The sequence below is a fragment of the Amycolatopsis sp. CFH S0740 genome (genome assembly GCF_004522315.1).
Lineage (GTDB): Bacteria > Actinomycetota > Actinomycetes > Mycobacteriales > Pseudonocardiaceae > Amycolatopsis > Amycolatopsis nivea.
On sequence record NZ_SDLS01000007.1, the window covers coordinates 272,376 to 297,376 of the forward strand.

The following is a 25,001-nucleotide window of genomic DNA, read 5'->3' on the forward strand; positions in this document are numbered from 1 at the left end:
GGCTCAGGCGCGAGCGCACTCGGCTGGCTGCGGTACTTCTCCGTGTACGCGGCGTCGACGGCGGCGTTCGTGTCGGCGTCTGCCGCGGGGCCCAGCGACGCCGGTCACGCCTCGTCGAAGACCAAAGTGGACGAATCAACCGCAGCGCCGCCGCCGTCCGCGACCAGGACGTGGCCGGTGACCATCGACGCGTCTCCCGAGGCGAGGAACGCGCACACCGACGCGATCTCCTCCGGTTCGGCGGCCCGGCGCAGCGGCACGTGCTTCGTGGTCAGCGCGTACGCCTCGTCGAGCGTGATGCCCTCGCGCTTCGCCAGGTAGGCCATCGCGCCCTCCCCCAGCGGAGTGCGGATCCAGCCAGGGCAGACCGCGTTCACCCGGACGCCCTTCGGGCCGTAGTCCCGCGCGAGCCAGCGGGTGATGCCGATGATCGCCGCCTTCGCCGCCGTGTAGCCGACGGTCCCGGGTGGGCCGGCGATCAGCCCGGCCGTCGAGGCGAACAGCACCAGTGAGCCCTGCTTCCTCACCAGATGCGGCAGCACCTCCCCGGCCAGGTAGTACGAGCCGTGCAGGTTCACGTCCAGCGCCCGCTGGTAGGCCTCCGCGTGTTCGGGCCGCGCGGTGCCCGACACCGCCGCGCCCTGAGCCGCGATCACCGTGTCGAGCCCGCCCAGCCGGGCCGCGGCCTGCTCGACCACCTCGCGGATCGCCGCGCGATCGGTGCCGTCGGCGGGCAACGCGACCGCGCCGAGTTCGTCCGCCAGCTCGTCGAGCCGTGCGGCGTTCAGGTCGGTGAGCGCGACCTTCGCGCCGTCCTCGACCAGCCGTCGCGCGGTGGCCGAGCCGACCCCGCCCGCCGCGCCGGTCACCAGAGCCAGTTCGGGCTTGCGCCGCCGGACCGCGTAGTTCATCGGGTGCCTGCCTCTCCCGGCCGCGTTCCCGCGATCGTGCCGGAATCCGTCGAAGTAGCCAGCTTTTCGTACTTTTCGCGCAACCTGAACTTGAGAACCTTCCCGGACGCGTTCCGCGGCAGCTCCGGCAGCGCGACGAAATACCGGGGCACCTTGTAGGCCGCCAGCTGCTCGCGGCAATACGCGCGCAGCTCCGCTTCGTCCAGCGCTCGGCCCTCCGCGAGGACCAGGACCGCGCACCCGGCTTCGAGGTACTTCGGGTCCGGCACCGCGACGACGGCCGCGTCGAGCACCGCCGGATGCCGCGTGAGGACTCGCTCGATCTCGGCCGGGTACACGTTCTCCCCGCCGCTGCGGATCATGTCCTTCGCCCGGCCCGCGAGGACGAGGAAGCCGTCCGCGTCGACGTAGCCCAGATCGCCGGTGCGGCACCAGCCGTCCGCGAAGGCGTCGCGATTCGCTTCCGGGCGCCGCCAGTACCCCGCGCACACCGCGGGACCGCGGACGAGGATCTCGCCGACCTCGCCGCGCGCGGCCGGTTCGAGCCCGTCGCCCGCGACCCGCACCTCGGTCAGCGGCAGCGGACGGCCGACGCTTTTCGGCCGCGCGTCGAAATCCTCGTCGTCCAGCGTCGTCGCGATCGCGCCGCCCTCGGTCAAGCCGTAGACCTGGGTGAGCCGGACCCACGGCAGCTTCGCGCGCACCTGCTCGACGACCCACGGCATCATCGTGTCGCCGCCGATGACGAAATGCGTCACCGACCTCGGCAGCCGGTCTTCGATCCCGTCCACGCGCAGCAGGTCGTGCAGCATGAACGAGAACAGCAGGCAGTCGGTCACCTGCTCGGCTTCGAGCACTTCCAGCAGCCGGTCGACCGTGAAGTCGCCCGAGCGAAGGCACACGACGGTGCCGTGCACCAGGAACGACGGCGCGCTCATCGCCTCGAACGCGCCCGCGTGATAGAGCGGGCCCGGCACGAGCGCGACGGTCTCCGGCGAGAATCCCCAGCGCAGGGCCTGGGCGGTCGCTGCCGCCACCGTGTTGCCGTGGGTCCACACCGCGCCCTTGGGCAGTCCGGTCGTGCCCGAGGTGTAGAGCAGCGACATCGGGTCCGCGTCGGTCACCTCCGGCGCGTCGGCCAGCGGTTCGCGGCCGAGCAGCACGTCGAACGGAAGCGCCCACTCCGGCGCCGGATCGGCGGAATCCGGCCGGACCACGAACGTCTCGACCCCGGTCTCCGCACGCACCCGCTCGACCCGGTCGAGCAGGCTGCGGTGCACGATCGCCGCCTTGCAGCCGGAGTCGGCGAGGATGAACTTCAGCTCGGCGGGCGCGAGCCGGAAGTTGAGCCGGACCGCGACCACGCCGAGACGCATCGCCGCGAAGCACAGCGGCAGGTACTCCGGGTCGTTGCGGAGCAACAGGCCCAGCCGGTCGCCCTTGCCGAGGCCCAGTTCCCGCAACGCCGACGCGTACCGCAGCGATTTGTCCCGCAGTTCCGCGTAGGTGAGCCGTTCGCGGCCCTCGTAGCTGACCGCGATCCCGTCGCCGCCGGGAGGGGGAAGCTGGTCGGCGACCGCGTCGAGAATCCGGGTGAACGTCATGACGTGCGGTTCGAACGGAAGAACGGGCTGGCGGGCTTGAGGAACATCGTCGCGAACGGCGGGATCATGAAGTCCGGCAGCACCATTTCGCCGGAAATCAGCTGCCGCTTGACCTCGGCTCGGAACCCTTCGAGGTCGCCGGCGGTCTCGTAGATCGCCAAATGCCCCTCGTCGACCGGCTTGACGCCGGGCAGCGGCTTCACATCGGAGACCTCGAACCGTTGCGCGCGAAGCATTCCCGGCGCCGACATGATCTGCGGGATGTGCTCCTGGTCGTACCACTTCGCGAACGTCGCGTCGTCGCCGGTGTGCCGGCTCCACGCGAAGAACAAATGCCGATCGTCCAGGTTCTCCGCCGCCGCGAACCGTTCGGTGTGGAACGGTTCGCTCACCGGTTTCGCGAAGAGCGCCTGGAAGGGCTGCACCATGTACTCGGGCAGCACCATTTCCCCGGAGATCAGCTTGCGCTTGACCTCGTCCCGGAATCCCTGCGGACTGCCGTCCATTTCGTACAGTGCGAGGTGCCCGAAGTCGAGCGAGCGCACGCCCGGCAGCGGTTTGGTCTCCGAGAGCAGGAACCGCTGCGCGCCCGCCATGCCGGGCGCGTCCATCACCTGCGGGATGTGCTCCTCGTCGTACCACTTGGCGTACGTCGCGTAGTCCGTGGTGTAGGTGCTCCACGCGAAGAATAGATTCCGATCCCCGAAAACCGGGACAGCGGCGGAAACCATCAGCTCACTCCTCGTTCGTTCGTCCGGCCGGAACGCAGCCGGGCAGTCGCTTCCTCGTCGACGCGCAGTCCCTCGGGGTCGTAGTGCGGGTCGCCGACGACGACCACGCCGTAATCCCGCACCGCGCCTTCGACGCTCACGTATTCGTCGCGCACATCGGCGAGCACCTTCTCCGGCGCGCGGTCGAACGGCGACCCCCATCCGCCGCCGCCGTTCGTCAGGCACCGCAGGACCGAACCGGCCTCGGTCAACCACGCCTTGCGGCTCGCGAAGTAGTGATAGACCCCGCCGTCCGGGTCCAGCGCCTTGGTTTCCGGGTCGAGCACCCCGGCGACGGGCGTGCTCCCGGAGTAGACGCCGGGGGAAACTCCCAGCAGCCCGTCCGGCCCGGAGGTCCCCTCCCGCGGCGGGAAAATCCACATCGCGCCGGTCGGTCCCGGTTTGCCGCCGTCCGCGCCGACGCCGCTGGGCTCCTTGGTCCGGAACGGGGACAGGTGCTGCGCGGCCGCGGTCAGCCAGAGCGTGTCCTTCAGGTTCGCCGCTCCGCCGCGGTGCTTGCCCGGCCCGCCGGTGTCGATGGCGTGCTCCTTGCGCAGGAGGACGACTGGCGAATCGTGCTCGATCGTCTCCGTGGCGGGGTCCAGATTGTTGAGGTTATACAGCACGGTGTAACTGTCGCCGTCGCCCTCTTTGGTGGCGCCCCACGGTCCGTGCTCGCCGCCGCACTGCGTCGCGCTCGTCCACGGGGTGCCGTCCGCCCGAACGCCACTCGCGTTGTGCGTGTTGGTGGAGCCGTAGTCCCCGCCGATCGCGCGTTCGCCCAGCACCGGGTTCAGCGCTTCGAAAATCGCGGAGATCAGGGCCCCGGACGGCTCCCAGAACATCATCGGCGCACCCTCCGGCGGCAATGCGCTCAACATTGTCCCCGGCGGCGCGACCAGGTCGACGTTCCGCCAGGTGCCCGAGGTGAACGGGATCGCCGGATCGAGCAGCATCGTCAGCGCCACGCCCAGCGCGGTTTTCGCGTCGAGAACGCCGCAGTTGATGCAGGTGCGGGCTTGCGCCGAGGTGCCGGAGAGGTCGGCCTCGATGTCGTTCCCGCGTTTGCGCAGCGTCACGTGCACCTGGTAATCGACCGTGTCGTCGAGCCCGTCCGCGTCGATCAGCGCGCGGCCGGTGTAGTCGCCGTCCGGAATGCTCGCGATCGCTTCGCGCATCTGCTCGGCGGACGTGTCGCACGAGTACCCGAGCGCGCCGAGGAACGCGTCGAGGCCGTAGCGCTCGATGTTCTCCCGCACCAGCCGCTCGCCCAGCTGCAGCTGCTGGTGCATGCTGTGGAAGTCCGGCAGCAGCAGGCCGCCCCAGCGGGTGTTGTCGAAGATCAGGCTGAACGTCGACCGCACCGGCCGGTCCTTCGCCCACAGCAGCATCGGCGGCAGCACGAGGCCGTTCTCGTAGACGGTGGTCTTCGTCGCGGAGAACCCGCCGGGAACCGTGCCGCCCATGTCCAGCTGGTGGGCGCACATCGTCACGAACGCGACGATCTCGCCGTCCGCGAACACCGGCCGGGTGAACAACACGTCGTTGACGTGCCGTCCGCCGCGGTACGGGTCGTTGCAGATCAGCACGTCGCCCGGGGACAGGTTCTCCGGGCCGAATTCCTCGACCGCGTTGCGGGTGGCGTCGGGCATCGTGCCGAGGAACGGCGTCAGGCTGTTGCTGACGACGGCCATCCGGTAGTCCTGGGACGGCGGTCCGCTGATGGTGCACGCGAAGTCGTACCAGTCGCGGATGATCGGCGAGAACGCTTCCCGCAGGAACGCGGTGCTCATGTGGCCCACTGCGTACTTCAGCCGGTTCACGATCACCGACGCGGTGAAACGGTCGGTGCGGTAGGCGCCGGCGAACTCCCCGTCCGCGAGATCGCGGATGCGGACCGGCGGCGTGTCCAAAGTGGTCATGACGCTCACTTCTTCCGGATGACGAGTTCGCCGTAGCGGCCGACGACGAGATGCTGACCGCCGCCGACGTGGGTCGTGGACAGTCCTTCGTGGACGATCGCCGGGCCTTCGAACTCGTCGCCCGCCCGGAGCGCGGCGCGGTCGTACACCGGCGCTTCCTGGTCGTCTTCGCCCTCGCCGAGGTATCGCAGGGTCGCCGTGCGCACCGGCCGGAGCGGCTCGTCCTCGGCACGGGCCGGAAGCTCCGGGTACTCGACCTTCGCCGTGTCCAGCACCGCGCGGACCCGGAACGTGACGCCCTCCACCGGGACCATTTCGAAGCGATTGCCCGACCGTTCCTGGTAGGTGTCGTGGAACGACGCGATCATCGCCGCGACCGCGGGCCCGTCGAGGGTCCCGGCGGGCACCGGCACGAACGGCGTGTCCCAGCTCTGCCCGACGAGATGCCCGTCGTAGCTGCGTTCGAAGGCCACTGCGGCGTCCGGGCTCAGCCGTTCGCGCAACTGCTCCTCCATCTCGGCGAACAACCCGTCGATCCGCTCCGCCACGTCCGGGGTCAGCACGGTGTAGGCGCTGCGGTTCACGGTGAAGACCTGGTCGGCCGAGAGAAGGCCCAGCGCGGAGAACAGCCCCGGGTTCGGCGGGACGACGACCTGCTTGCAGTGCACCGCGTCCATCGCCGCGGGCAGCAGCATCGGCCCGGCGGCGCCATAGGCGATCAGGGTGTAGTCCCTCGGGTCGACGCCGTTCTTGATCGCGACGTTGAAGACGCCCTCGGCGATGTTGTGCACCGCCATCTCGTAGGCGTAGCGCACCCGCTGAGCCAGCGTGAAGTCCGAGTCGAGGTTCTCGAACGCCTGCCGGGCCAGTTCCGGATCCAGCGTCAGCTCGCCGTCGGCGAAGGTCCCCGGGTCGAGGATGCCGATCAGCAGACAGGTGTCGGTAGTCGTCGGCTGGGCGCCGCCGCGGCCGTAGCAGGCCGGGCCGGGCGTCGAACCGGCGCTGCCGGGGCCGACCTGGATCTCGCCGGTCTGGCCGATCGTCACCAGGCTCCCGCCGCCCGCGCCGATCGCGCTGACGTCATTGGCCAGAGCGTTCACGACGAGATCGTGCTCCAGTTCGAACGTGGTGTCGACGAACGGCTCGCCGCCGGTGACCACGCTGATGTCGCACGACGTGCCGCCGACGTCCGCGCACAGCAGGTGGCGCTCGCCGATCAGCGAACCGAAGTGCGCGCTGGCGACGGTGCCCGCGGCGGGCCCGGAGAACACGATGCGGAACGGTTGTTCCATCGCGCGGTGCGACGGCACGAGCGTCGCCGCGCAATCGGCGAAGTTCAGCTGCCCGGTGAAGCCCAGTTCGGCCAGGCCCTTTTCGAGCCGTGCGGTGTAGTCGGCGTAGATGAGCTTCATCAGCGCGTCGACCATCGTCGTGGACGCCCGCGCGTACTCCTTGGCGAGCGGGGACACCTCGCTGGACAACGAGCAGGGCACGTCGCCGAGCACCTCGCGGACCAGGTCGCGCAGGCGGAGTTCGTGAGCCGGGTTCACGTAGGCGTTGATCAGGCAGACGGCCACGCCGGTCACGCCGCACTTGCGCAGCACCTCGAGTTCGGCTCGCGCCTGCGCCTCGTCCAGTTCGAACAGCACGTCGCCGGTCGCGGTGAGCCGCTCCCGGATTCCCCGGCGCAGGTACCGCGGCACCAGCGGCCGCGCGGCGTCGCCGAAACTGCGTCGCCAGCCGGGGTCCAAGATGGCCTCCGCGGGCCGCCACACCCGGCCCATGTCCAGGATGTCGCGGTGTCCCTCGGTCGTCAGGAACCCGATTTTCGGGACGTCGCGGGTGATCACCGCGTTCAGCCCGTGCGTGCTGGCGTGGTTGAACACCGACGCCCCTGCCACGCCGAGCAACGCGGCGCCCTCGAGCACCGGGCGCGTCACGTCGGTGTAGTCGGTGGAAACCTTGGCGGTGCGGATCTTCCCGTCCCGCAGGGCGACCACGTCGGTGAAAGTGCCGCCCACGTCGACTGCGATCATCGTCGGTCCTTTCGCTACACGAGGTCGGAGAGCAACTGGATCGGCCCGAGCCGAGGGCCGCGCTCCCGGCTGACGGAGAACAGGCAGGCCTGGCATTTCACGACGTCGAACCAGCCGCCCTCGGAATTGACCGGATAGCGGGACAGCTCAGCGGCCCGGCATCGCGGGCAGGTGCCCTCGACTGGTTCCCGCTCAAGGGAAGGCGGGTTTGTTTTCTGGTCCATTTCGGCGCAACTCCATTGTCGGCTCGATCAGTGCGGCGCTGCCGCACCTCCGAACGGTAAGCCGGGTGAGACCGGCGCGACAGCCGCTCACCGCACGGCCGAGTCCGCAAAACGAAGCGGCAGCACGGGCAGACATGGAGACGGGCGGTACAGCGGCCTGTTCAGCCGCTGTACCGCCCGTTGCTTTTTCTTTTCAGGCCGCTGCGCCGGCCGCCCCCAGCGCTGCCGCACCAGCCGGCGTGAGGCGGGCGCGGACCCGCTTCCCGAGCACAGCCGGTCCGATTTGGACGATCAGCCCCCGATGGGCGAGCGCGTGCGCGGTGTACTGGTCGCAGCACGCCACCCCGTCGACGAACATGTCCGGCTCGCGGCTGCACGTGATCTCGGCCCGCCCGGCGGCCACGACGCGGAGGAGGGCCACTGCCCGGCGGCTCAAGTCCGGATCTGTCCGAGGCGCCATCGCGCACCTCCTTGGCCGAGGATAATATTTTATATTAAACTTGCCCGGCGGTGCGGTCAAGCGCGCCCTGTCGCCCGCCGACGGGAGAAGGGTGCCCAGTCTGAGCGGCCGGGCGGTGGAAGGGCACTCAGGACGCGCGGCCACGACATCGGACGGTGCCCGGCCGCAGGGCCGGGACGGGGCGGGACGGCGGCCCCGACGGCTGCGGCGGAAGGGCACCCAGCCCGCGCGAGCGCCACGGCGGCCGGAAAAGGGTGCCCCACCCGCAGGGCCGGAACGGCCGCGGTCAGGAGAGGCCAGGTCCGAGCAGGATCTGCTTGGTTTCGGCGAATTCCCGGATTCCCTCAGGCCCGCCTTCCCGTCCCCAGCCGGACCCCTTCCGTCCTCCCCACGGCGCGGCGACGCTCGGGCCGAACGAATTCAGTGCGACCGAGCCCGCGGTGATGCGGTCCGCGCAGTACTGGCCGCGTTCGAGGTCGGTCGTGTAGACCGTCGCGGCGAGGCCGTAGGAGGTGTCGTTGGCGAGCGCGATGCCGTCGTCCAGATCGGTGTAGGTCAGCACCGCCGTTACCGGGCCGAAAACCTCGTTCCGGGCGAGGTCCGACCCCCGCTGGACGTCGGTCACGATGGCGGGCTCGAACCACCACCCGGGACCAGGCGGTCGCTCTCCCCCGGCCACGACGCGGCCCCCTTCGGCGACGGCGCGCTCGACGGCCCGTTCGGTGCGCGCGAGGGCAGCCGCGTTGGCGAGCGGGCCGATGTCGGTGCCGCGGTCGAGCGGATCGCCGATCTTCAGCCGCGACCACGCGGCGGTCATCGCGTCGACGACTTCGTCGTGCCTCGATTCGGGGACGAGCACGCGGGTGAGCAGGGCGCAGACTTGACCGGTCCCGCCGGTCGCGCCGGGGACGAGGCTGCGCAGCACCTTGTCCAGCGGGGCGTCCGGCAGGATGAGCGCGGGCGATTTCCCGCCGAGCTCCAGATGCGTGCGGGCGAACCGGCCGCGGGTCGATTCGATGATGTCCTGCGCGGCGACACGTCCGCCGGTCAGGGAGACCAGGTCGACGCGCGGGTCCGCCGACAACGCACGAGCGACGTCAGTGTCCCCGGCCAGAATGGACAGTGTCCCGGGCGGGAAGCCGGCCGCTTCGGCGCACTCGGCGACCAGGCGCATGATCAGCTGCGACTCCACCGCCGCTTTCACGATCACCGGGCACCCGGCGAGCAGCGCGGGGATGATCTTGGTGGCCATCGTGACCAACGGGCCGTTGTAGGCCATGATCCCCGCGACCACCCCAGCCGGCTCGTGCTTCACGAGCACGTCGCCGAGCGGGGTGCTGCGCCGTTCCGGCCGCAGTGCGTCCTCGGCCTGGTCGAGTGCCGCGGTCCACGCCCCGACGGCACCGAAACGGTGCAGGGTCGCGCTGTAGCGCACCGGCATCCCGGCTTCGACCGCCCACACCGCGCCCATCTCCGGGAGCCGTTCTTCCATGGCCGCACAGAAACGCCGGACGGCCTCGACTCGGTCCGCGACTGGCAAGCGGGCCCACGAGGTCAATCCCCGCTCGTGCGCCGCGCTCACCGCCGCCTCGGCCTGATCCGTTCCCGGCAGCCCGACTTCGGCGACGACTTTTTCGTCCGCGGGCGACACGATCTCGTACCGGCCGCCGCTCGCGGGCAGCCATTCGCCGCCGACGTACACCTCGTCCGGGTGCCCGACCTCGGCACCCGCGATCTCGATCGAGTTCGACAACTCGCCGTCTCCGTTCTCGTCCGGTCGCCGGCTCAGGACATGACCAGCGACGCCCGGGCAGCTTTGCCCGCGGCCTGGTCCGCCAGCGCTTCGTTGATCGCTTCCAGCGGGTAATCCGCGGCGGCCCGCGCCAGGGGCAGGTCCCCCGCGCGGCGCGCGAGGAAAGCCAGGGCCCCGGCGAGGCTGCGCGCGTCGTAGAAGGACACCGCCTGCAGCGTGATGTTGTTCATGACCAGGTAACCGGGGTCCACCTCGACCGGCGTGCCCTCGTAGAAGGTGCCCAGCTCCAGGTACTTCCCGCCGCGTGCGGTCATCCGGATCCCCTCCGGGATCGCCGACGGGTGCCCGGCGAGTTCGAACACGACGTCGCCGCCGCCGTCGGTGAGTTCCCGCACCCGGGCGGCACGGTCCTCCGGCGACCCGAACTCGCGGAAGTCGACTGTCTCGTCGGCGCCCATCTGCCGCGCCAGAGCCAGCCGCTCGTCCGCTCCGTCGATCACGACGACCTGGCCCGCGCCGCATTCCCGCGCGAGCGCGGCGCCGTAGAGACCGAGTCCGCCCGCGCCCTGGACGACAACGCGGTCCCCCATCGACACCTGGGCGCGGTCGAACGCCATCACCATCTGGGCGAGCGCGCAGTTCACTCCAGCGGCCAGGACGTCGCCGACCTCGTCCGGGACCTTGAACACGGCCATCGTCGGGCGCACGTAGAAATAGTCCGCGAACGCGCCGCGGAAGTGCGGGAACTCCGACGGTTTGCCGACGAACGCGCGGTGCTGCCGCAGACACGCTTCGGCACGGCCCCGCAAGCACGGCCGGCACCGCCCGCAGGGCGCGAAGTACTGGCACACGATCCGGTCGCCCGGCCGCAGGGGCGCACCGGACCAGTCCCGGTCCACGCCCGGCCCGAGACTGTGCACGACGCCGGTCATCTCGTGGCCGATCACCCGGCCGTCCTCGCGGCGGCCCCGGTCGGCGAGCGCTCCGTCGCCGCGCCAGATGTGCACGTCCGAACCGCAGATGTTCGCTCGGGTCACGCGCATCACCAGCGCACCGGGCTCCGGTTCGGGAACGGGGAGTTCGGCCAGTTCGAGTTTCGCGCCGGGCCCGAAGAACAGGGCCGCTCGGCCGGTCTGGGTCATGCCGGGTCTTCTCCTCCCGCGGGAGCGCCGGGGCGCTCGCCGAGGTTCGCGTAGGTTTCCTTCATCAGGTACTTCACAACTTTTCCGGAGGCGGTGCGCGGGAGTTCGCGAACGAAGGCGAAGTACCGGGGGATCTTGTACTTCGCGAGCCGTTCGGCGAGGTAGCGCCGCAGGTCCTCTTCGCACGGCGACGCACCGGGTTCCGCTACCACGACCGCGCAGCCGACCTCCGCCAGTTTCGCGTCGGGCACGCCGATCAGCGCGGCGTCGTGCACTCCGGGATGACCGGTGAGGACCTTCTCCACCTCGGCCGGATAGACGTTCTCGCCGCCGGTGCGGATCATGTCCTTGGCCCGCCCGGCGAGCGTCACGAACCCGTCGGCGTCGACCCGGCCGAGGTCGCCGGTGCGGCACCAGCCGCCCGCGAACGTCTCCGCGGTCTCCTCCGGGCGGTTCCAGTAGCCGATGCCGACCCCGGGGCTGCGGAGGTGGATTTCGCCGACCTCGCCGGTCGGCACCTCCGTCCCGAGCGGGTCGACGATGCGCACCTGGGTCATCGGCTGCGGCACGCCGACGCTCGTTTCCCTGCCCCTGGCGACCGTGTGGTCCAGGTGCAGCGCGACCGCCCCGCCTTCGGTGAGGCTGTAGGACTGGGTCAGGTTCACGCCCGGCAGCCGCTTCTCGACCACGTCGTACACCCACGGCATGATCGTGTCGCCGCCGGTGACGATCCGGCGCAGGGACGGCGGAACCAGCGCCTCCAGCCCGTCGATCCCGCCGAATTCGGCGAGCATGAACGAGTAGACCAGCATGGCCGTCGCCGAATGGCGGCGGGCCGCCGCGAGCATCGCTTCCAAGGTGAATCCGCCGGACGGGAAGGTGACGGCGGTCCCGTGTCTCAGCAACGCGGGCAGGAGCAGCACCTCGAAACCGCCGGCGTGGAACAGCGGACCCTGGGTGAGCGCGACCGTGGTGCGGTCGAACTTCCAGCTCAGGGCCTGGATCGTGCCGATCCACACCGCGTTGCGGTGCGAAAGCAGCGCGCCCTTCGGGCGGCCGGTGGTGCCGGAGGTGTACATCAGGGTGAGCGGCTCGTCCGCGCCGACCTCGGGGAACTCGCCGTCCGCCCCGCCGAGGGCGAATTCCTCCAGCGGCACGGCCCAACCCGGTGCGGCAGCGTCCGAGCCGGCCCGCGCTACGTACGTCCGGGCAGGCACCTCGTCGCGGATCCCGGCGAGCCGGTCGCCGAACTCCGCGTCGAAAATCACGGTGCTCGCGGCGGAATCCCGCAACTGGTAGCTCAATTCGGCCGCGGTGAGCCGCCAGTTCAGCCGCACCGAAATGGCCCCGATCCGGCCGAGCGCGAGATAGAGCGCCACGTAATCGGTACAGTTGCGCAGCAGCAGCGCGACCCGGTCGCCGGGGCGCACGCCGTCGCGCCGGAGAGCTGTCGCGAGCACCAGCTCGCGTTCCCGCAGTTCCGCGTAGGACAGCGGGTCCGCGGTGCCGATCGCCAGCGCCGGACTGTCCGGCGGGACGCTCGGGACCTGCCCGGCGACCGCGTCCGTAATCCACGAGATGTTCATGTCCACCGCTCCGTCCGCATCGGCAAAGGCACTCTCACGCGCGGTTCAGGTCCGCCGCGCTCGTGATTTCTCCCTTGGCCGGGCGGAACTCCGCCCAGTCCTGCGGATCGTGGCTGATCCAGACCGTCGTGCCCGGCTGGGTGCCCAGCAGCTTCACCTTCTGCAGAGAAGCGTTCTTGTTCAGCCGGTCGACGTCGAACGGCATCCCGACCGTCGCCGCCACGTTCGCCCGCTTGTGCGCCGCGTCGCTGGTCAGCACCAACGTGCTCTCGTCCGGCAGCCGTATTTTCAACCCCAGGGTGCCGGGGGTGTGCCCGTGCAGGGACAGCAAGACCACGCTGCCGTCGCCGAACACGTCGTGGTCGTACCCGGCCGGGACCTCGTTCCAGGCGATCTTCCCCGCCGCCGCGATGTCCTCCTCGCGGAAGAACCCCGCGTCGAGATCGGACGGCGTGCGCGCGTACCGCAGCTCGCCGGCGCCGATGAACCCCTCCGCGCCCGGGAACAGGTCGAGCCCGCCGGTGTGGTCGAAATGCATGTGGGACAAGACGATCCGGCGCACGTCGGCCGTCTTGTACCCGATCGACCCGAGCTGGCGGTCCAGGCGGCAGTGCTCCGGGATCGAGATCTTGAAAGCGTCGGCGAGCGGCCCGTACGCGGCCGCCGGGTCGCCCGCGCCGGAGGTCGCCAGTCCGGTGTCGAACAACAGCAGGCCCTCGGCGTGCTCGACGAGAAAGGACGGCGACGGGATCGTGTCCTCCTGGCCGCCGGTGCCGAGCATCAGGATGCCGCAGTCCACGGTCAGTTCCGGCGCGTCGAGCGCCCAGACGCGGCGCACGGTCGAAGATACGGGCATCGCATGGCTCCCAGGGTGTGCGGGGAAACGGATTCAGCCGAGCGGAGTTCCGGCAGGGGCCGCGCCGGTCGCGTACCGGGGATCCGGGACCCGTGCAGCGTCGGCCGTCCGCCCTCAACTGCGGATAATATATTCTATTCTCCGCTCAGTTTTCAACCCGTGCCTCGAATTCCGTGCGCGGCGCGAACATCCTGACCAGAGTCAGGGACACCTCGTCGGCGAACCCTTCGACGCTCAGCTCCCCTTCCGCGTCGTACCACTCGCCGACGAGCGCCATCCCGCCCAGCGCGAGGTTCAGCGTCGGACGCGGCCGGCCCGAGGCCGCGCGGCCGTCCAGTTCGTCGACGACTTCGCGGAAGATGGCGGTCTGCTCGCGCCGCAGTTCCCGGCGGCGCCGTTCGAGCGCCTCGATCGGCACTCGCACCTTGAGGAAGAGCGGGATGAACTCGGGGTACTCGCGAAGCGTGATCACGACTTCCTCCCGGAACATCGCCCGCAGCCGCGCCAACGGCGGGCCTTCGGACCGGGCGATGTCCCGCAGCCGGGGAAACACCTCGGCGGCCGCGTGCTCCATGCAGCGCAGGAACAGCTCTTCCTTCGAGGAGAAGTAGTAATAGAGGCTGGTCCCGCGCATGTCGACGGCCGCGCCGATGTCCTCGAAGTTCGCCGCCTCGTACCCGCGCTCGGCGAACAACCGGGCCGCGGTGTGCTCGATGAGCCGCATCCGGATCGCCCGCTTGCGCGCGGCGCGGGTCTCGGCCGGGTCAGCGTCGTCCCCGCGCCGCGGAAAGGCCTCGCGCACAGTCACTCTCCTCCGTGCCGGACGACGCAGGAAGCGCCTGCTAAGCCCGGAAAATCGTCTTGTACTCCAGGTACGCGTCCACGCTCTGCGGCCCCAGCTCCCGGCCGATCCCGCTGTTCTTGACGCCGCCGAACGGCGTCTCGATCGGCAGGGTCGAGGTGTTCACGCCGACGCTGCCGGTCACGATCCGGCGGGCCACCTCCGTCGCGCGGTCCCGGTCCGGCGAGAACACTCCGCCGCCCAGTCCGTACTCCGAGTCGTTCGCGATGGCGACCGCTTCGTCCACCGTCCGGTACGGCATCACGGTCAGCACCGGGCCGAAGATTTCCTCGCGGGCGATGCGCATGTCGTTGGTGACCCCGCGGAAGATCGTCGGCGCGACGTAGTACCCGCGGTCGAACGGGCGGCTGCCGCCGATCACCAGTTCCGCGCCCTCAGCGCGGCCGAGTTCGATGTAGGACTCCACTCGCTCCCGCTGAGCCGCGTTCACCAGCGGGCCGAAGAACACCGCCGGGTCGAGCGGATCCCCCTGCGGGATCCCGGTCATCGTCGCCGCGAGCATCTCCACGACCTCGTCGTAGCGCGAGGCCGGAGCCAGCACCCGGGTCAGCGCCCGGCAGGTCTGCCCGGTGTTCGGCGCGCAGGCGGAAAGCACCAGCGGCCGGAACGCCTCGAGGTCGACGTCGTCGAGCAGGATGCCCGCCGACTTGCCGCCCAGCTCCAGCGTGACGTGCTTCAGCTGCTTCGCGCATTCGGCGGCGATCGCTTTGCCCGCCACGGTCGAGCCAGTGAATGCTACCTTGTGCACGCCGGGATGCGCGACCAGCGCAGCGCCGGTCTCGCGTCCGCCGGTCACGATGTTCACCACGCCGTCCGGAATGCCCGCCGCCGCAACGATTTCCGCGAAGACGAACGCGTCCAGCGACGTCTCGGGAGCCGGTTTGATCACCGCGGTGCAACCCGCCGCCAGCGCGGGGCCGAGCTTCCACGCGATGAGCGGCTGCGGGCCGTTCCACGGAGTGACGGCCGCGACCACGCCGACCGGTTCGCGCAGCACGATCGCGTCGCCGCTCGCGGTTTCGACGTGTTCCTCGACCGAGAGTTTCTCCGCCAGCGAAGCGAAGTACCGGTAGCAGACCGGCACCTGGCTCTGCATCGCGCGGGTGATGCTGATCGGCGTGCCGTTCTGCCGGGTGACCAGTTCCGAGATCTCGTCGGACCGCTTTTCGGACTCATCCGCCAGCGCGCGCAGGTAACCGGCGCGGGTCGCGGGCGACAACGCCGACCACGGGCCGAGCGCCTCGGCCGCGGCGGACACCGCCGCGTCGACGGCTGCCGGGCCGCTGTCCACAATGGACCCGATCACCTCTTCGGTGGCCGGGTTGATCACCTCGATCATGCCCGCACCTCCGGCTTCAGCTGGTTCAGCAGCTCCGAGACGTCCTGCACGTTCCGCAGGTCGAAAACGGCTTGGACGATCGCATCCGGGTCCACTACCACGCCTTCCACGTTGTGCCGGAACTTGGCGACCAGTTCGTCATCGGTCATATAGCTGGCCGGATCGGGTGACGGGCTGCCCTTCGGATAAGCCCGCTCGCCGCGGTATGTCGTGCCGCGCGCCTGAACCTCGACCCTCGATCGCCGAGCAGCCGGATTGCTCTTCAGCGCCTCGGTGTAGTCCGGGTGGGCCTCGAACGACGCCTTCTTGGTCAGGTCGAGCACTGAGGGGTCCAAGACCGTCTCCGGGGTCTGCCAGTCCTTGCCCGGCGGGACCCGGTGCGCCGCGAGGGCGAGGCCGTGGGTCATGCTGAACTGCGCGTCGCGCGGGTTGCGGATGATTTCGTTCTGCCACACCGGCTGCAGCACGAAACTCTCGCCCCAGGCGGTGATCGCGTCGATCTCGTCCGGCCGGATGTCGTGGGTTTCGACGATCTCGGTCAGCGCGTCGAAGAGCGCGTGCATGACGCGGCAGTGCGGGTACGGCTTGAAGGACTGGAACGGCGTGAACGTCCACTCCGTGCCCAGCCCGGCGGTGATCGGCGCCGGTTCCCAGCGAGAGGTGCCGATGAAGCGCGGGAACCCGTATTCGCGGTCGTCGAGCATCTGCCGGTCGCCCGTGTGGCCGCGTTCGGCGAGGTTCGCGGCCGTGACCGCCGACAGCGCCAGCCCGCCGGCCAGCTGGTATTTGATCGTCGTCGACGGCGCGTGCATCATCCACGCGCGCTGCGTGTTCGTCGGCACCGTCGAACCCATGATGCCGAGTGCGTCGGCGAGGGTTTCCCGCTCCAGTCCTTTCACGACTCCGACCGCGGCGGCCGCGCCGAAGAGCGTGCTGCTGTAGCCGATGACATCCGGGATGGTGACGACACCGTCCTTGATGTCGCGCAGGTAGTCGGTCGCTTTCCCGATCCGGTAAGACATTTCGTGCGCGACCGCGATCGCCTCGAGCAGCTTCGTGCCGGACACCCGCAACGACTCCGCGGTGGCGAGCGCGCCGGGCAGCACGTACGGCGTGACGTGCCCGGGCGGCAGGACCGCGTCCTGGTCGAGCGCGTTGATCAGTTCGGCGTTCGCGAACGCGGCGGCGGGGACCGAAGTCTTCGTGCCGGTGCCGAGGATCGACGCCGGACCTTCAGTACCGCCCATGTATCGCGCGTAGTCGACGCCGCGCTGCGCGCCTTCGTCACCGAGGGACGCCACCGCGCAGCCGAGCGAGTCGAGCAGGATGCGCTGGGATTCGCGGATCACCTCGTCGGGGAATTCCCGGGCGTCCGCGCCCGCGGCGAATCCCGCGAGCTGCTCGATGATCGTCGCCATTCCTGCTCCTCGTCGATGCTGAATCGGCCGCGCATCCGGCAGCGCGCATGAAATATATAATATCTAGATGACAGGCAGGGTCAAGCGCCCGGAGCGCGGGTCCGCGGTCAGCGGATGCGCAAGGCTTTCATCCGGTTGTACAACGTCGAACGGCTGATCCCCAGCGCACGGGCAGCTTCGAGCTTGTTGCCGCCCGCCTCCGCGATCGCCGCGACGATCACCTCGCGCTCGGCCCGGTCGAACGGCGAAGCGAGCGCCGATCCGTTCCGATGCGAAGGCGGAAGGTCGGCCGGGACGACGTCGCCCGCCGAACGCAGCTCCGCCACCGCGCGGACCACCCGGCGCAGTTCGGCCAGATTCCCCGGCCACGGCTGAGCCGCCAGCAACCGCAAAGACTCCGGCGTGAACCGGGCGGCGCACTCCTCGGCGAGCATTCGCTGTGCCAGCGGCGGGATCTCGTGGCGGCGGGACCGCAACGGAGCCAAGTCCCGCCGCTCGCCGCAGCACGCTGTGATCGGCGGGTGCGGTTCGCCCGGGGCGGAGGTCAGCACGAGGTTCCGCCTCGACGTCCGCGCCCGTGCCGCGACCAACGCGGCCAGCCGCCCCGACAGCAGCTGGACGTTCTCGACGATCACGACCGGTCCGTCGCCGTCCAGCAGACGGCTGGCCTGCTCGGCCCATTCCGCCTCGCCGATCCGGACCGTTTCGACCCCGTCCAGTACCACCGCACCCTCACCAGCGGCCTCCCGCGCAAGGGTCGTCTTGCCGGTGCCCGGCTCCCCCACCAGCAGCAACGGCCAGCGCACCGGGGTCGCGGCGCGCGGACGGCGGGGCCGCGTCTCGACAACGAGGTCGACCATGGTCCCGTCAGTGCGGTCCACTGGCGTCCAGGCAAGCCGCACCGACTCGCCGGACGCCAACGTGATCCGCGCGTTGCCGCCGCCGTCTTCGATGCAGGCTTGGACCGCGGCGTGATCGGCCGGCGCCAACAGGTCGAGAGCGGGCTGAGTCGCCAGCACGAGGCCGTGCCCGACCACCAGCACCCGCCGGTCCCGCCTGCGGGCCGCGGATTGGAACGCGGCGAGCAGCCGTTGCTGAGCCTCCGCCGCGTCCGTCCGCAGCCTGCTTTCGATCTCCGCGACCAGATGACGCACCAGCGCCGGGGCGAGCCGTTCGTCCCGGCTGACCGGCACCGCGAAGTCGAGCACCCCGGCGACCCGCCGGGTCCCGGGATGGACGATCGGCTGCCCGAAGCACGTGAACCCGTGGAAGGCGGGCATCGCGTGCTCGGCGCCGCGCAACAGGAGGCTCTTGCGCGTTTCCAGCGGCGTGCCGATCGCGTTCACGCCGACGTCGTCCTCCCCCAGCCGCACCCCCGGCAGCACGCCGAGCGAGGCGACCTCCCTGCCGAAGGAACGCTCGCCGTAGCGGATGTCCACCACCCGGGCCCGGTGGTCGGCCAGCAGCACCGCGACCGGGCTGCCCCGCAGCTCGGCCTGCACGCGGTCGAGCACCGGCCCCGCGGCGCGGGCCAGCGCGCCGCGGGTCGGCACCGCACTCATAGCACATAATATTTCATGCGGCCGTCTGCTGGTCAATGAAACGGCGCCGCTCAGTACAGGGTGTAGCCGCCGTCGACCGGGACCGTCACGCCGGTGACGAACGACGCCGCGTCCGACAGCAGCCACATCGCCGCCTGCGCCTGTTCGGCCGGTTCGCTGCCGCGCCGCAGCGCGTGCGTGGCCGCGACGGTCTTCTCGTACTCCGGATTGAGCTTCAGATATTCCAGGTACATCGGCGTGCGCGCGGTGGACGGGCCGATGGCGTTGACCCGGATGCCGTGCTCGCCGTACTCGGCCGCCGCCGCTTTGGTCAGGCCCATCAGCGCGTGTTTGGACGCGGTGTACTCGGCGGCGAGCGGAATGTAGATGAACGAGCCGACCGACGCGGTGTTGACGATCGACCCGCCGCCCGCCCGCAGCATGGCGGGCACCTCGTGCTTCATGCAGAGGAACGGGCCTGTCACGTTGATCGCGAAGACCCGGTCGAACTCCGCGCGGGTGAGATCGGCCAGCTTCTTGCCGTTGTTCGGCACGCCCGCGTTGTTGAACGCGCCGTCCAGCCTGCCGTACGCGGATTCCGCCGCCGCCACCATCGCCGCCACCTGCGCCTCGTCGGTGACGTCGGTGGCGACGAACTGGGCCTCGTAGCCCTTGCCCGACAGTTCCTCGGCCAGCGCCTCGCCTGCTTCGGTGCTGATGTCCGCGATCGTCACCAGCGCGTCGTTCTCGGCGAAGAGCCGTGCGGCCGTTTCGCCGATCCCGCTGGCGCCGCCGGTGACGATGATCGAGCGTCCTGCGATTGCACTCATCGAAAGTCCGTTTCCCGCCTAGACGGCGATGTCCATCTCGGGGCCGATGTACTCCTCGGCCGAGACCGCCTTGCCGTCCTGCACCGTCACCACCTGGATCAAGTGCACTCGCGCGGCCGCCAGCGTGGCCGAGGTCTGCACGAAGAAACCCTTGTCCGTCAGGGTGTAACGGGAGTTTTCGAACTGCGGCAGGCCACCGCGTTCCTTGACCGCGTCGACCGCTTCCTTGACCGTCATCCACTTGTCGTCGGCGCTGTGCCAGACCTTGCAGTCGTCGGTGCACAGCGAGTAGAAGACGTCGACGTCCGAGAGCGCGCGGATCCAGCCCTTGGCCAGTTCTTCATGAGTCGTCGTTGACATGCGGAGAACGCTAAGCGCGCGCCGGCCGCGCGACTGTCCGGATACTTGGACACTTCAGCTGTCGAAAGCCACCGTCGAGGCGTCCACCGCCGCGCCGCCGCCGTCGGCGACCAGCACGTGCCCGGTGACCATCGAGGCGTCGCCCGAAGCCAGGAACGCACAGCAGGCGGCGATTTCCTCCGGCTCCGCGACCCGGCGCAGCGGAACGTGCGCCGCGCTCAGCGCATAAGCCTCGTCCAGGCTGATGCCTTCGCGCTCGGCGAGGTGCGCCATGCTGCCCGCGGCGAGCGCGGTCCGCACGAAGCCCGGGCACACCGCGTTGACGCGCACGCCTTTCGGCCCGTAATCCCGGGCGAGCCACCGGGTGAGGCCGATGATCGCCGCCTTCGCCGCGGTGTAGCCCGCCGCTCCGGGCGGGCCGGCGATCAGCCCCGCGGTCGAGGCGAACAGGACCAGGGAGCCTTCGGCGGCCGCCAGATGCGGGAGCACTTCCCCGGCCAGGTAGAAGGAGCCGTGCAGGTTGACGTCGAGCGCGCGGTGGTAGGAGTCCACGTGTTTGGGGTTCGCTCCCCCGCCGATCGCCGCGCCCTGTGTCGCGATCACCGTGTCCAGGCCGCCGAGTTCCTCGACCGTTCGCGCGACCACCGCGCGGATCGCTTCGCGGTCGGTGCCGTCAGCCGGGAGCGCGATCGCGCCCGTGTCGTTCGCGACTTTCGCCAGCCGTTCTTCGTCGATGTCGGTGACGACGAGCTTGGCGCCGCCCTCGGCGAGCCGCCGCGCGGTCGCGGAGCCGACGCCGCCCGCCGCGCCGGTGATCAGCGCCAACTCGGGCTTGGCGCGCCGTGGTGGATAGCTCATGAGCAGTTCCCTCTCAGTTCGTGGCCGGGAAGAACAGGCTGACCGGCTTCAGGAACATCGCCGCGAACGGCGGGATCAGGAGGTCCGGCAGCACCATCTCCCCGGACATCAGCTGGCGTTTGACCTCCGCGCGGAATCCCTCCAGGCTCCCGGCGATCTCGTAGATCGCCAGATGACCGAGATCCGGGGTTTCGACGCCGGGCAGCGGCTTGAGCGCCGAGACCTCGAACCGTTGCGCGCGCAGCATTCCCGGCGCGGACATGATCTGCGGAATGTGCTCCTCGTCGTACCACCTCGCGAACGTCGCGTCGTCGCCGGTGTGGCGGCTCCACGCGAAGAACAGGTGCCGGTCGTCCAGGTTCTCCGCCTTCGCGAACTGCTCGGACAGGAACGGTTCGCTCACCGCGTCGAGGAACAACGCCTGGAACGGGCGGTTCATGAAGTCCGGGAGCACCATTTCCCCGGAGATCAGCTTCCGCTTGACCTCCTCGCGGAACGGCTGCGCCGAGCCTTCCATCTCGTAGATCGCGAGGTGCCCGAAATCGAGCGCGCGCACCCCCGGCAGCGGTTTGGTCTCCGAGAGCAGGAACCGTTGCGCGCCCACCATTCCGGGCACGTCCATCACCTGCGGGATGTGCTCGTCGTCGTACCACTTCGCGTAGGTGTCGTAGTCCGTGGTGTAGGTGCTCCACGCGAAGAACAGACTCCGGCTGTCGAAAGTCGGCGCCGCCATGTGTTTTCTCCTTCGGTTCACGCTGAATTCAGACGCGGCGCTGCAGGCCGGTCCACAATTTCTCGCGCAGGATCTGTTTCTGGATCTTGCCGGTGCCGGTCTTCGGCAGGTCCTCGACGAAGACGACCTTCTTCGGCACCTTGTAGCCGCCGAGCCGGGCCCGGCAGTGCGCGAGCACCCCGTCGGCGGACACGGCGTTCCCGGGTTCGGCCGAGACGAACGCGGTGATCGCCTCGCCCCACCGCTCGTCCGGAGCGCCGACGACGGCGACCTCCCGGATCCCGGGCAGTTCGGAGACGACGTTCTCGATCTCCCGGGGATAGACGTTGAACCCGCCGGTGATGATCATGTCCTTGCGCCGGTCGAGGATGAACAAGTACCCGTGCTCGTCGAGGCAGCCGACGTCGCCGGTGTGCACCCAGCCGTCCGAAAAGGTTTCGGCCGTCGCTTCCGGTTTCCGCCAGTACCCGGCGCTCACGTGCGCGCCGCGAGTCCGGATCTCGCCTGTCTCCCCCGGTGGCACCGGACGGCGGTCCGCGTCCACGATCTCGACCTCGACGTGCGCGGTCACCTTGCCCGCCGACGCCAGCCGGGGCAATCCGCGCTCGTTGAGGGTTTCGACGTGGTCCTCCGGGCGGAGCGTCGCGATCGGGAGCTGGGCTTCGCTCGCGCCGTACAACTGCTGCATCGCCTCGCCGAAGTACGCGCGCGCCTTGGCCGCCCGGTCCGGCTGGATGGCCGAACCCGCGTACGGGAGGACGCGCACGGTGCCGACCCGGCCTGCGGGAGCTCCGCGCCGGGCTAGCTCCTCCAGCAGCATCGTGATCATCGTCGGGACCAGCGGAAGCACCGTCACCTCACCGCCCGCGGCGGCGTCCGCGACCTCCGCCGCGTCGAACTTCGGCGCGTAGATGTTCAGGCCGCCGCTCGCCGTGAGCACGTCCGCGATGCCGCCGCTGAAGTGGCTGATCGGCGCAGTGTGCAGGGCGGCGTCGCCCGGGCCGAGCCGAGGCAGTACTTCGCGGGCGTTGCGCACGAGCGCACCGACCGTCCGGTGCGGCACTCGCACGCCCTTGGGCAGCCCGGTCGAGCCGGAGGTGTAGAGCAGCCACGCGTCGTCCTCGGCGTCCGGCAGCGGCAGTTCATCTTCCGAGCCCGACGCGACGAACTCCTCGAACGGGATGCCGCCCTGGGCGCTCTCGCCGAGCACGATGATTTCCTTGACCCGCGGCGGGATCCACGCCGTGCCGTGCTCGGCGAGCCACGCGCCGTCGACGAGCACGAAGGCCGGATCCGCGTCCGCGGCGATCTGGGCCAGTTCGGCGGGGTGCAGCCGGGGCAGCAGCCCGACGCGAACCCCGCCGCCGAGCACGAGCCCGTGGTACGCCTCGGCCCATTCGCAACTGTTCGCGCCGAGCAGCACCGCGCGGGTGCCGCGTTCCGCGCCCAGCGCCCGGAACGCCTGGGCGACGCGCCGGGCCCGGCGGCCGAGTTCGCCGTAGGTCAGCTCGCGCCGGGAGTCCCGGATCGCGGGCCGGTCGGCGAACTCGGCGTACGCCCGCGTGTACAGCCGGGCCAATGGGGTCGGGGACATCCGCGTCACCCCAGCCGCGAGGGCGCCCAGTCGCGCGTCGGCGAACGCCACGCGGGCCAGTTGTCCTCGGGCTCCGGACGGGTCACCGACAGATGCGTGAAACAGTCCTGACACTTCACGACCATGCGCGGGCCGAGGTAGTTGGCCACCGGGTACCGCGCGACGTCGGTGCTTCCGCACGACGGGCAGACGGCATCCACCGGCGTGCGCTCGACGGACACGCGCGGGGTTTCCGGACGGGGGAAGAGAAGTCGGTCGACAGACATGGGTGCTCCTATCCCAGGATCCAGTTGACGGGCGTGGCGACCGGCACCGACCAGGTGCCCGCGGCGCGCCGGGCGGCGAGTTCGGCGCGCCGCTCGGCGGTCGCGGCCTCGTCGATCCGGCCGTCGCGCAAAACGGCGCCGAACGCCTTGGCGGCGAATTCCTCGCTGTACAGACCGTCGGCGAGGTCGCGGCCGAGCCGGTCGAGGTCGCGGGCGAGCGGGTCGCCCCAGCCGCCGCCTCCGCCGATCAGGAAGCGGATCGCGTCGCCCGCCTTGAGCACCAGCCCGGAGAACTTGCCGGTCTGGTACCGGGCGCCGCGGCAGAAGCCGCCGTTGTTCGGGTCCGGGCGGCCGTCGTCGTCGAACATGCCGAAGAGCGGTTCAGTACCGCGCAGATCGAGCGGATCCGCGTGCGTGGCCAGGTCGAAGTTCTCGATGTACCAACCGAAAGCGGGCGCGCCCGGGCCTGCCCCGGCGGCACCCGGTGCACCGACGCGTACCCGGTCGCAGGTGACGGTGACCATCGTGTCCGACTGTGCGGTGAGCGTATACACCGAGCCAAGCCCGCCACGGTATTCGCCCGCGCCCGCGGTGTCGAGCACCATCTCGTGCTGCGCCACGATCAACGGGCTTTCGATCTCGACGTGTTCCTGCACCGAGGTCCGGCAGTTGCCGATCGGCGTGACGCAGAAGGAAATCCCGTCTTCCTTCCACGTTCCGCCCCAGCCTCCGCCGGTGAGCGCGAACGCGCCCCACGGCATGCCCTCGTGCCCGGGCCGGGTGTCGATGCCGCCGAGACTGATCACCAGGGCGGTCCCGGTGTCGCACGCGATCGCGCGATCTCCGACGGCCTGGCTCAGCGCGCTCGCGACGGCGTTGATGCCGCGGGCCCCGATGTCGGCGTGGTTGGAGCAGCTCGACGGCGGCAGCACGCACACCACGCTGCCCTGCGGCAGGAGTGTCTCAATAGGACGGAGGGTGCCGCTGTTGACCGGCGTGCCCGGATCGACCATCAGCTTGACCGCTTCGATGCACCGGACCGCCTCGCACCACGCCGTGCCGCAGTTGCCCAGCGGCTGCCTGCCGGAACCGGAGAAGTCGATCTCCATGCTGTCGCCGCGCACCTTGACCGTCACGCGCACCGGGATCGGTTCGTCGGTGACGCCGTCCTCGTCGAGGAAGTCCTCCACGGTGTAGTCGCCGTCCGGGATGCCCGCGATGCCGCGGCGCATGCTCGCTTCGGTGGCCTCGATCGCGTACCGCCCGGCCGCCTTCACCTTGTCCAGCCCGCCGCGGGCGACGAGCGCCTGCAACTGCCGCTCCCCCACGACCAGGCAGCCGTGCAACGCGCGCAGGTCGCCGAGGACGAGGTGCGGCACCCGGTTGTTCTCCAGGATGAAGTTGAACAGCGGCCGCACCGGCACGTCGTTGGCGTACAGCAGCGACGGCGGCAGCTTGATCTGCTCCTCGAACGACGTCTGCGTGCCGTTGGAGAACCCGCCGGGGATCGGGCCGCCGAGGTCGACCAGGTGCGAGGTCGAGTGCAGCATGAACTCGACCCGGCCGTCCACGAACACCGGCCGGAGCAGGTTCACGTCGGACTGGTGGATGGTGCCGCGCCACGGGTCGTTGACGAAGATGACGTCGCCGGGCTGCAGTGAATCCAGGTCGAACTCGTCCATCACGAAGTTCACGATGTGCGGCGAGGTGAACGCGTGCTGCATGCAGCCTTCCCACTGCGCCGCGGTTTCCCATCCGTCGCCGCTGCGGACGTGGATGGCGGTGGTGCAGTCGAGGATGTCGCGGCACACCGGGGAGAACGCGCTGCGCATCAGCGCCTCGTTCATCTCGCGGGCGACCTCGATCAGGCCGTAGCGCAGGATGTCGAGCTCGAACTCGGCCGTCCCGGCGGCGGGTTCCGCGGAAATAGTCATGG

Annotated in this window: 22 protein-coding genes; all 22 read right to left on the reverse strand. The window is 70.2% G+C overall.

Translation table 11 applies throughout. The annotated features are described in order from the left end of the window. Positions 1-104 precede the first annotated feature (104 nt). The 22 genes from EIZ45_RS15295 to EIZ45_RS15400 all read right to left on the reverse strand — a co-directional run bounded on the left by EIZ45_RS15295 (position 105) and on the right by EIZ45_RS15400 (position 24,999). Complete coding sequence (locus EIZ45_RS15295; RefSeq protein ID WP_134662901.1) at positions 105-911, reverse strand: SDR family NAD(P)-dependent oxidoreductase; 807 nt, start codon at positions 909-911, stop codon at positions 105-107. Beyond that, on the reverse strand, positions 908-2,515 hold the full coding sequence (locus EIZ45_RS15300) for a class I adenylate-forming enzyme family protein (protein WP_134662902.1): 1,608 nt from the start codon (positions 2,513-2,515) through the stop codon (positions 908-910). Before EIZ45_RS15300 ends, EIZ45_RS15295 begins: the two co-directional genes overlap by 4 nt. Then, entirely contained in the window at positions 2,512-3,246 is a 735-nt protein-coding gene (locus tag EIZ45_RS15305) for a hypothetical protein (protein ID WP_134662903.1), read from the reverse strand. Before EIZ45_RS15305 ends, EIZ45_RS15300 begins: the two co-directional genes overlap by 4 nt. Then, on the reverse strand, positions 3,246-5,207 hold the full coding sequence (locus tag EIZ45_RS15310; protein ID WP_134662904.1) for a hydantoinase B/oxoprolinase family protein: 1,962 nt from the start codon (positions 5,205-5,207) through the stop codon (positions 3,246-3,248). Before EIZ45_RS15310 ends, EIZ45_RS15305 begins: the two co-directional genes overlap by 1 nt. A 5-nt stretch (positions 5,208-5,212) precedes the next feature. Continuing rightward, entirely contained in the window at positions 5,213-7,243 is a 2,031-nt protein-coding gene (locus EIZ45_RS15315) for a hydantoinase/oxoprolinase family protein (protein WP_134662905.1), read from the reverse strand. 14 nt (positions 7,244-7,257) lie between these two features. Further along, on the reverse strand, positions 7,258-7,467 hold the full coding sequence (locus EIZ45_RS15320) for a hypothetical protein (protein WP_134662906.1): 210 nt from the start codon (positions 7,465-7,467) through the stop codon (positions 7,258-7,260). Between the two features lie 193 nt (positions 7,468-7,660). Further along, positions 7,661-7,927 carry a hypothetical protein gene (locus EIZ45_RS15325; RefSeq protein ID WP_134662907.1) on the reverse strand — a complete coding sequence of 89 codons (267 nt, stop codon included), beginning with the start codon at positions 7,925-7,927 and terminating at the stop codon, positions 7,661-7,663. 286 nt (positions 7,928-8,213) lie between these two features. Continuing rightward, a complete protein-coding gene (locus EIZ45_RS15330; protein WP_167756455.1) occupies positions 8,214-9,680 on the reverse strand; it encodes an aldehyde dehydrogenase family protein in 1,467 nt (488 codons plus the stop codon). A 32-nt stretch (positions 9,681-9,712) separates the two neighbouring features. Continuing rightward, the gene (locus EIZ45_RS15335) at positions 9,713-10,822 is read right to left on the reverse strand and encodes a zinc-binding dehydrogenase (protein WP_134662909.1); all 1,110 of its coding nucleotides are present in this window, start codon (positions 10,820-10,822) and stop codon (positions 9,713-9,715) included. Further along, positions 10,819-12,408 (reverse strand): class I adenylate-forming enzyme family protein, encoded by a 1,590-nt coding sequence (locus tag EIZ45_RS15340; RefSeq protein ID WP_134662910.1) that lies wholly within the window; start codon positions 12,406-12,408, stop codon positions 10,819-10,821. The genes EIZ45_RS15335 and EIZ45_RS15340 overlap by 4 nt, the downstream gene beginning before the upstream one ends. 34 nt (positions 12,409-12,442) lie before the next feature. Beyond that, positions 12,443-13,264: an N-acyl homoserine lactonase family protein gene (locus tag EIZ45_RS15345; protein WP_134662911.1), complete on the reverse strand. Its 822-nt coding sequence runs from the start codon at positions 13,262-13,264 to the stop codon at positions 12,443-12,445. A 145-nt stretch (positions 13,265-13,409) separates the two neighbouring features. Further along, positions 13,410-14,066 carry a TetR/AcrR family transcriptional regulator gene (locus tag EIZ45_RS15350; protein ID WP_134662912.1) on the reverse strand — a complete coding sequence of 219 codons (657 nt, stop codon included), beginning with the start codon at positions 14,064-14,066 and terminating at the stop codon, positions 13,410-13,412. 40 nt (positions 14,067-14,106) lie between these two features. Continuing rightward, positions 14,107-15,465 carry an aldehyde dehydrogenase gene (locus tag EIZ45_RS15355; RefSeq protein WP_134662913.1) on the reverse strand — a complete coding sequence of 453 codons (1,359 nt, stop codon included), beginning with the start codon at positions 15,463-15,465 and terminating at the stop codon, positions 14,107-14,109. Further along, positions 15,462-16,883 carry an MmgE/PrpD family protein gene (locus EIZ45_RS15360; RefSeq protein ID WP_134662914.1) on the reverse strand — a complete coding sequence of 474 codons (1,422 nt, stop codon included), beginning with the start codon at positions 16,881-16,883 and terminating at the stop codon, positions 15,462-15,464. Before EIZ45_RS15360 ends, EIZ45_RS15355 begins: the two co-directional genes overlap by 4 nt. Positions 16,884-16,990: 107 nt before the next feature. After that, the gene (locus EIZ45_RS15365; RefSeq protein WP_134662915.1) at positions 16,991-18,445 is read right to left on the reverse strand and encodes a helix-turn-helix domain-containing protein; all 1,455 of its coding nucleotides are present in this window, start codon (positions 18,443-18,445) and stop codon (positions 16,991-16,993) included. Positions 18,446-18,495: 50 nt separating this feature from the next. After that, positions 18,496-19,254 (reverse strand): SDR family NAD(P)-dependent oxidoreductase, encoded by a 759-nt coding sequence (locus tag EIZ45_RS15370; protein WP_205669901.1) that lies wholly within the window; start codon positions 19,252-19,254, stop codon positions 18,496-18,498. 18 nt (positions 19,255-19,272) lie between these two features. Beyond that, positions 19,273-19,614, reverse strand: a complete 342-nt coding sequence (locus tag EIZ45_RS15375; protein WP_134662916.1) for a hypothetical protein — start codon at positions 19,612-19,614, stop codon at positions 19,273-19,275. A gap of 54 nt (positions 19,615-19,668) precedes the next feature. Continuing rightward, complete coding sequence (locus EIZ45_RS15380) at positions 19,669-20,472, reverse strand: SDR family NAD(P)-dependent oxidoreductase (RefSeq protein WP_134662917.1); 804 nt, start codon at positions 20,470-20,472, stop codon at positions 19,669-19,671. Between the two features lie 13 nt (positions 20,473-20,485). Then, the gene (locus EIZ45_RS15385) at positions 20,486-21,205 is read right to left on the reverse strand and encodes a hypothetical protein (RefSeq protein ID WP_134662918.1); all 720 of its coding nucleotides are present in this window, start codon (positions 21,203-21,205) and stop codon (positions 20,486-20,488) included. A gap of 28 nt (positions 21,206-21,233) precedes the next feature. Further along, positions 21,234-22,799, reverse strand: coding sequence for a class I adenylate-forming enzyme family protein (locus tag EIZ45_RS15390; protein WP_134662919.1), 1,566 nt, complete (start codon positions 22,797-22,799; stop codon positions 21,234-21,236). Positions 22,800-22,804: 5 nt separating this feature from the next. Further along, positions 22,805-23,065: a hypothetical protein gene (locus EIZ45_RS15395; RefSeq protein WP_134662920.1), complete on the reverse strand. Its 261-nt coding sequence runs from the start codon at positions 23,063-23,065 to the stop codon at positions 22,805-22,807. A gap of 8 nt (positions 23,066-23,073) precedes the next feature. Continuing rightward, complete coding sequence (locus EIZ45_RS15400; protein WP_134662921.1) at positions 23,074-24,999, reverse strand: hydantoinase B/oxoprolinase family protein; 1,926 nt, start codon at positions 24,997-24,999, stop codon at positions 23,074-23,076. Between the last annotated feature and the right edge of the window lie 2 nt (positions 25,000-25,001).